Annotated in this window: 8 protein-coding genes; 5 read left to right on the top strand and 3 right to left on the bottom strand. The window is 33.6% G+C overall.

Features of this window, described 5'->3' with window-relative positions:
- Positions 1-394 precede the first annotated feature (394 nt).
- From JJD95_RS10815 to JJD95_RS20080, 5 genes are all read left to right on the top strand, one after another.
- Positions 395-1,195: an FAD binding domain-containing protein gene (locus JJD95_RS10815; protein ID WP_291643029.1), complete on the top strand. Its 801-nt coding sequence runs from the start codon at positions 395-397 to the stop codon at positions 1,193-1,195.
- Entirely contained in the window at positions 1,185-1,643 is a 459-nt protein-coding gene (locus tag JJD95_RS10810; protein WP_291643028.1) for a 2Fe-2S iron-sulfur cluster-binding protein, read from the top strand. The genes JJD95_RS10815 and JJD95_RS10810 overlap by 11 nt, the downstream gene beginning before the upstream one ends.
- A gap of 3 nt (positions 1,644-1,646) precedes the next feature.
- Entirely contained in the window at positions 1,647-3,929 is a 2,283-nt protein-coding gene (locus JJD95_RS10805) for a molybdopterin cofactor-binding domain-containing protein (protein ID WP_291643027.1), read from the top strand.
- Positions 3,930-4,098: 169 nt separating this feature from the next.
- A complete protein-coding gene (locus JJD95_RS10800; protein ID WP_367114805.1) occupies positions 4,099-4,299 on the top strand; it encodes a hypothetical protein in 201 nt (66 codons plus the stop codon).
- Positions 4,275-4,427, top strand: coding sequence for a solute carrier family 23 protein (locus JJD95_RS20080; protein WP_367114807.1), 153 nt, complete (start codon positions 4,275-4,277; stop codon positions 4,425-4,427). The genes JJD95_RS10800 and JJD95_RS20080 overlap by 25 nt, the downstream gene beginning before the upstream one ends.
- Positions 4,428-4,805: 378 nt before the next feature.
- On the opposite strand, the gene JJD95_RS10795 is transcribed toward JJD95_RS20080, so the two are convergent.
- From JJD95_RS10795 to xdhB, 3 genes are all read right to left on the bottom strand, one after another.
- Entirely contained in the window at positions 4,806-6,155 is a 1,350-nt protein-coding gene (locus JJD95_RS10795) for an NCS2 family permease (protein WP_291643026.1), read from the bottom strand.
- A gap of 79 nt (positions 6,156-6,234) precedes the next feature.
- Positions 6,235-6,729 (bottom strand): xanthine dehydrogenase subunit XdhC, encoded by a 495-nt coding sequence (gene xdhC, locus JJD95_RS10790; protein ID WP_291643025.1) that lies wholly within the window; start codon positions 6,727-6,729, stop codon positions 6,235-6,237.
- On the bottom strand, positions 6,722-7,609 hold the full coding sequence (gene xdhB, locus JJD95_RS10785; RefSeq protein WP_291643024.1) for a xanthine dehydrogenase subunit XdhB: 888 nt from the start codon (positions 7,607-7,609) through the stop codon (positions 6,722-6,724). Before xdhB ends, xdhC begins: the two co-directional genes overlap by 8 nt.
- Positions 7,610-7,622 lie beyond the last annotated feature (13 nt).

Here is a 7,622-nt window from a genome sequence, read left to right as displayed (position 1 = left end):
GAGCGCTAATATACCTGCTTTTGAAAATAAAACTTTACTCATAATTACCACCTCTCACTATGTATTTAATTATACAAAAAAAGCACCTACAGCTCAAACACTTTTTTTCTAAGTGTCCAGTCTATAGGTACCAGTTTATTAATACATAGTTTTTTTTATTTGAAAAAATAATAGAAAAATGTAGAAAAAAGGTTATATATGTGGTAATATTAGCTTGAAAATACGTACATTATTATAAAATAGTTCTATAATGTTCGTCAATGTAAAAAAACGGATGTGGAGGACGACTTAAATATAATTAGAAAAAGTTTATTAGTGAAAACCATTTACATATATTGTTTTAAATTGTCCAAGTGATAACTTTGAAATAATTTAGATTTAGGAGGAAAGAAAATTGTTTACAATTAAAAATTATGTAGTAGTAGAAGAGTTAGCACAAGCATATGATTTAAATCAAAAGAAGAACAATGTTGTACTAGGCGGTATTGCTTGGCTTAAGATGGGTGAACGTAAAATTCAAACAGCTATTGATTTATCAAAATTAGGATTAGATAAGGTTGAAGAAGATGAAGAGTATTTTAAAATAGGTTGTATGTGTACATTAAGGGATATGGAAGTTAATAAATCATTAAACTCTTATTTTAATGGTGCTATATCAAGATCTTTAGTACATATAGTAGGAGTACAATTCAGAAATTGTGCAACTATCGGAGGAAGTATATATTCCCGATTTGGGTTTTCAGATATTTTAACATCTTTATTAGCATTAGACACTTATGTAGAGTTATATAATGTCGGAATTATTCCGTTATCAATTTTTAAAGATATGTCATATGATAATGATATTTTAGTAAGAATTATAATTAAGAAGGATCCAAGAAAAGTATCTTATTTAACACAAAGAATCACTGCTACTGATATTCCAATTCTTACTGTTGCAATTTCAAAGTCTTTAGATAAATGGACAATAGTATTAGGTGCTCGGCCTCAAAAGGCAATATTAGTAAATAAGACTGGAATAATTCTTAGTGAAAATCCAACTAAAGAAGAAATTGATTTTTTAGTAGAACATGTAATGAAAGAAGTGAAATTTCAAAGCAATATGAGGGGTAGCAAAGAATATAGACAAATTCTTGCTAGAGTATTTATAAATAGAGGAATAGAAGAAATTATGGGAGGCACTCATGAAAGTTAAATTATGGATAAACGATAAAATATTTGCAGACGATATACAAGTAGATACATTATTAATCGATTATTTAAGAAGTAAGGGATTTTACAGTGTAAAAAGGGGATGCGAAACTGCAAACTGTGGTTTATGTACTGTACATCTAGAAGGAAAGCCTATTTTATCATGTAGTACTCTTGTAATGAAAGCAAATGGATTACACGTAACAACTATTGAAGGGATGCAGTTGGAGGCAGAGGAGTTTGGTGCATTTATGGCAGATGAAGGAGCAGAACAATGCGGTTTCTGTAGCCCTGGATTTATTATGAATGTATTAGCTATGAAGAACGAATTAGTTAACCCAACTGAGCTCGCAATTAAGCAATATTTGTGTGGAAACTTATGCCGTTGCACAGGGTATATGGGTCAGCTAAGAGCAATTAAGAAATATTTAGAAGCTGCAAAGGAGGACTAAGGAATGAAATCAGTAAGTAAGGGAATAAGAAAAAAAGATGCTATGGCACTTGTAACTGGTAAGCCAGTATATACAGATGATATAGCACCAAATAACTGTTTAATAGTAAAGGTACTTAGAAGTCCACATGCACATGCATTAATAGAAGAAATTAATATAACTATAGCAAGCAAAGTGCCAGGTATTGAATGTATTTTAACATATCAAGATATGCCTAGCTCTAAATTTACTATGGCTGGACAGTCTTATCCTGAACCAAGCCCTTATGATAGATTAATTTTAGATAAAAGAATTAGATGTGTTGGCGAGCCTGTTGCAATAGTTGCTGGAACGGATGACAAATGTGTAGATAGAGCATTAAAGTTAATTAAAGTTAAATATGAAGTTTTAGAAGCACTATTAGATTTTAGAGAAGCTAAGGATAATAAAATTGTAGTGCATCCTGAAGACGACTTTAAATCATTGTGTGAAGTTGGAACAGATGCTAAGAGAAATCTTTGTTCAACTGGAGATTTTATATTTGGTGATGTTGAAGTAGAATTAAGTAAATGTGCTCATGTAATAGAGCAAACATATCATACTAAGGCTAATAGCCAAGCTATGATGGAAACATTTAGAACTTTTACTGAAATGGATGTTTACGGAAGATTAAATATTACAAGTTCAACACAAGTCCCATTCCACGTAAGACGTATTTTAGCTACCGCACTTGAAATACCAAAATCAAGCGTTAGAGTTATTAAACCAAGAATCGGTGGAGGATTTGGTGCTAAACAAAGTGTTGTATGTGAAGTTTTTCCTGCTATTGTAACTATGAAAACAGGAAAACCAGCTAAGATGATTTACACTCGCAAAGAGAGTATGACTTCTGGAAGTCCTAGACATGAAATGGAAATTAAGGTGCGGTTAGGTGCTGATGACAAGGGTGTTATAAAAGCTATCGATATGTATACATTATCTAATGCTGGAGCTTATGGTGAACATGGACCAACAACAGTAGGATTAACCAGTAATAAATCAATGCCATTATACAATGGTGCCAATGCTTATAAATTTGAATATGATGTTGTATATTCAAACACTATGGGTGCTGGAGCTTTTAGAGGATATGGAGCAACTCAAGGATTATTTGCTTTAGAAAGTGCAGTTAATGAATTAGCATCGAGGCTTAATATAGATCCTATTAAAATAAGAGAAATGAATATGGTAGCCGAGGGGCAAGTAATGCCCGCTTATTATAATGAAACACTTAATAGTTGTACATTAGATAAATGTTTAGCTAGAGCTAAGGAAATGATAGATTGGGATAATAAATATCCATGTAGAGATATGGGCAGCGGTAAGGTTAGGTCAGTTGGAGTGTCTATGGCTATGCAAGGTTCTGGTATATCTAACTTAGATACAGCAGCAGTTGAAATAAAATTAAATGATGATGGGTTCTATACATTAATGATAGGTGCAACTGATATGGGGACTGGTTGTGATACAATTTTAGCTCAAATGGCAGCAGAGTGTTTAGATTGCCATGTAGACAATATTGTTGTTCATGGAGTTGATACGGACCAATCTCCATATGATACAGGTTCTTATGCGTCAAGTACAACTTATATCACAGGTGGAGCTGTAATAAAGACTTGTGAAAAATTAAAGGCACAAATGATTGAAGAGGGTGCTAGATTATTAGAATGCCCAATTGGAAATGTAGAATTTTGCGGACAAAAGGTATTCTCTTTAAAAGATGATAAGAGCATTACATTAGTTGATTTAGCCAACGCAAGTTTGCTGGGTGGAAGTAAGAATCTAACAGCTAGTGAATCACATTACTCAAAGGTTTCACCACCACCATTCATGGTTGGAATTGTTGAAATTGAAATAGATAAATTAACTGGTAAGGTGGATATTATTGATTATGTTTCAGTTGTTGACTGTGGAACTGTAATCAATCCAAATCTTGCAAGAATTCAAGCAGAAGGTGGAATTGCACAAGGTATAGGAATGGCATTATACGAAGAAGTTTCATACGATGAAAAGGGAAGAATGAGAAATGATTCATTCCTGCAATATAAAATTCCAACTCGCCTTGATATAGGAAATATAAGAGTAGAATTTGAAAGTAGTTATGAGCCAACAGGTCCTTTTGGCGCTAAATCAATAGGGGAAATTGTAATCAATACTGCATCACCATCATTAGCTAATGCAGTATATAATGCAACAGGAGTTAATATAAGAACACTACCAATAACAGCAGAAAAAATAGTTATGGGGATGCTTGAAAACGAAAAATAATAACTTATTTTGTTAATATGAATACTAATCAAACTGATCTTGTAAATCAGCAACAGATATTGTCCGCTTCACTACTAATATCTGAAAGGTGCCTGTCACCTTTCAAAAATCGGAAATGAATTTTCAATTTTTGTTGCTCACAAAAGTTAAATTAGAGGAAGAGTTTTTTATGAGTTCTAATCAAAAGTCCTTATTATTTCAATATGATGGTATACCTTCAATGAAAGAATTTATACCCTTAGGCCTTCAACACGTTGTTGCTATGATTGTTGGGTGTGTTACACCGGCTCTTATAATTGCTGGAGTTGCAAATCTTACTGCTGCTGACAAAATTCTACTTGTACAATCCTCACTGTTTTTGCTGGTATAGCAACTTTAATTCAAATTTTTCCCCTGGGCAAGGTTATCGGTTCAAGGCTCCCTGTAATTATGGGAGTAAGTTTTGCATATGTTCCTACCCTTGCTGCTATTACTGGTGAGAATGCCCTCATATCATAGAAATGTATGAGGGCTCACTCTTGCTATAGGTGCTAATTCTAGAATTTAATCTCAGAATTTTTCACTATAAACTGATAATAGCATCTTGATCTATACTCAAAACCTTACCTTTTGTTAAAGTAGCACTTAAATGCAGCTTATCATTTTATTGTTCCACATAAATTCATCAGCTTATTTAAACTGTGGGTTTCTAACAATTTTCCTTTTTATTTCATCATCCTCTACTATTATTACCCTCATTTGTATATTCCCAAGGAGAAAACATTTAATTTATTGAAGCATTAAATTAAAGCGTCAAAAAATTTACTGAGAAATAAAAAAAACAATCTGCTTTTTTTACAAAGCGAATTGTTTTTCATTTCTAATATCCTATTATTTTTAGCCTGTAAAATATAATTTAGCAATAAATATTATCGCCAAAATGTAAATTATAATTGAAACTTTCTTTCTCTTGCTATGATCCTTAGTAAATAAATTGTTGATTCCGTTTAACACAGCATAAGAAAGAAGTCCAATTGTTAAACCGTCTCCTATACTATAAGTAAGTGGCATCATTATGATTGTTAAGAAAGCAGGCACTCCCTCAGTGAAATCATTAAAATCTATCTTAGTTATACCCCCTATCATGAAAAATCCTACAATAATGAGTGCTGGTGCAGTTGCACACATTGGTATTGCAACAAATAATGGTGAAAAAAACATTGCTATTAAGAACAAAATTCCTGTTACAACAGAAGCAAGTCCTGTTCTAGCGCCTTCTGCAACTCCCGCTGAGCTTTCTACGTAAGTAGTTACAGTTGAAGTACCAAGGAACGCTCCCACAGTAGTACCAACGGCATCTACTAGTAGCGCCTTTCCAGCATTTTTAACCTTACCATCTTTATCAACCATTCCAACCTTTGAAGCAACTCCTACTAGAGTTCCCACAGTATCGAAAAAATCAACAAACAAAAATGTTAATAATATTGTAATAAATTGCATGATTTTAGCTGGATCTTTTAAATATGAAAAGTCTAGTTTACCAGCAATTGGTGACATTGACTCAAGTTTAAATATCCCTTTTGGAGTGTATATTCCATAAGTTGCTGCTGTTATTGGTGCTATCATTGCATATATCCAAGCCGCTCCAGCACTTGCAACTATTCCCCATAATATAGCTCCTCTAACTTTTTTCTTTGACAATACTACTATTACAATTACTCCCAGTACTGTGATTAGTACTGCAGGGCTTTTAAAAGTACCCATAGCTACCTTTGTGTCTGGATTAGCAATTACAATACCAGCATCTACCAAACCAATAAATGCAATGAAAAGTCCGATACCTGCAGTAACTGCCAATTTTAAAGTTGTTGGTATAGCGTTAACTACTGCTTCTCTAACATTCGTTAATGATAATACAATAAAAATAAGACCTTCAATAAATACAGCTGCCAGCGCCACTTGCCAAGGAACTTTCTGTCCTATTACTACACTAAAAGCAAAGAATGCATTAAGTCCCATTCCTGACGCTAGTGCAAAAGGAAGATTTGCATATAAACCCATAGCTATTGTAGTAAAACCTGCTGTTAAACAAGTTACTGTTACTATGGCACCCATATCCATGCCTGTAGCTCCTAAAATATTTGCATTAACTGCAATAATATATGCCATGGTTAAAAATGTGGTTATCCCTCCAATAACTTCTTTCTTGACGTCACTTCCATTTTCTTTCAATTGAAAACGCTCCATCTTTGTTCCCCCTCAATTTTTTTATAATTAAGCCCTATGGATTGTCATAGGGCGAAATTTAAAACATTATTTTATTTTATCATAGTTTTGATTTATTGCAATCACAACGATGCACTTTAGTTTTTTCTACAGCATTTAATATATTTTCATAACCAGTGCAACGGCATAGATTACCAGAAATTGATTTTTTAACCTCTTCGGTTGTATACTCTTTATCGTCTTCTAGAATAGGGATGGATGACATAACAAATCCACAGGTACAGAAACCGCATTGCACAGCACCTTCCTCAATAAATGCTTCCTGAATATCCGATATATTACCATCAGCATCCATGAGTCCTTCAGTTGTACGAATTTCTTTACCTTCTGCCCAAATTGCAAGATAAATACATGAATCGTAGGCTTCACCATTAATAAGAACAGTACAAGCTCCACATTCACCAACCTCACAACCTTTTTTAACACTTGTAAGATTAAGTTGATTTCTTAAAACATCAGTAAGTGAATCTCTATCATCTATCATAATTTGTGTAGGTTCACCATTTACTATGAAGTTTAAAATCTTATTAGCCATTGATTACACCTCCACATTTTTTTATACATTCCTTTAAAGCCCTTTTACTGAGTTCCCCTACAAGTTGAAGGCGGAAATCTTTAGATGCACGCCAAGATGTCCGAGGACTCACTTCAGTCTTTGCTGTTTCACCGAAAATATTAAACATTTCATCAGAAAAACCCATTTCCTTTATAGCTTCTTCAGCTTTGAAACATCTCATAGGGATTGGAGCTGCAACACCGTAGGCAAGACGTACATCTTCTATCTTATCCTTTTGTGCATTAAGTTTACACACTACGCTACAACCAAGAGTTGCAATATCCATTGCATTACGCATAGCATATTTAATGTAATTACCACTAAAGTTTTCATAATTATCTTTAGTGATATAGATAGCCGTAAGTATTTCAGCATTTTTTAAAGTAACTTTTCCTGGCCCTGCGTAGTACTCTGAGATAGGAATAACTCTTTCTCCATCAGGTCCTTGTATTTGGAGCTTAGCATTTAGTGCAAATAACGTGGATGCACTATCAGCACTTGTAACACCATTTGAAATATTCCCTCCAATTGTTCCAATGTTTCTTAATTGTGGACCTCCAATTTCATCAACTGCTTCGCCTAACACTGGAATATATTTTTGGATAATATCATTTTTAGTTATGTGTGAAAAACTTGTAAGTGAACCTATCTTTATGCTACCATCTTCCTCAAGAGTTACTCCTCTTAGTTCATCCAGTCCAAAAATACTTACAAGAGAGCATCCAGCAAGCTTGCCATGACGAATGCTTATAAGCACGTCACTTCCACCTGCAATAATTATAGATTTTGGTTCCAGTTCAAGATGACTTATAGCATCCTTTACTGAAGTTGCCTGGTATATTTTTTCAATATCATACATTATTATTCCACCT

It is taken from the genome of Clostridium sp. (assembly GCF_016650035.1).
Taxonomy (GTDB): Bacteria; Bacillota; Clostridia; order Clostridiales; family Clostridiaceae; genus Clostridium_AD.
The sequence above is the reverse complement of the archived record's forward strand: the minus strand, read 5'-3'. Positions and strand labels throughout refer to the sequence as shown.